The sequence below is a fragment of the Bacteroides sp. 4_1_36 genome, from assembly GCF_003466325.1.
Lineage (GTDB): Bacteria > Bacteroidota > Bacteroidia > Bacteroidales > Bacteroidaceae > Bacteroides > Bacteroides uniformis.
Genome location: NZ_QSOX01000002.1, coordinates 1 through 303, shown reverse-complemented (window position 1 = coordinate 303; position 303 = coordinate 1). Strand labels below are relative to the sequence as shown.

1 rRNA gene is annotated in these 303 nt (G+C 48.2%); it reads right to left on the bottom strand.

The features are described 5' to 3' along the window. Window positions 1-49: 49 nt before the first annotated feature. Window positions 50-160: ribosomal RNA gene (gene rrf / locus DXD65_RS02800) — 5S ribosomal RNA — on the bottom strand. Window positions 161-303 lie beyond the last annotated feature (143 nt).

The following is a 303-nucleotide window of genomic DNA, read 5'->3' as shown; positions in this document are numbered from 1 at the left end:
AAACGAACAAAGCCTCCGTATCCTTATCAGACACGGAGGCTTCTTCTGAAAACGGCGACTACCTACTCTCCCACTGTTACGCAGTACCATCGGCGTGACCGGGCTTAACTTCTCTGTTCGGAATGGGAAGAGGTGGAACCCCGGTGCTGTAGTCACCTGAATAAGGCAGACATGATGAGAAAAAAGTAAAGTGTCCATACATTGCTGAACGTATATACCTCCATACACGGAAGGCAAAAAGTGAACGGGCAATTAGTAATGCTCGGCTATGACATCGCTGCCTGTACACCTGCATCCTATCAA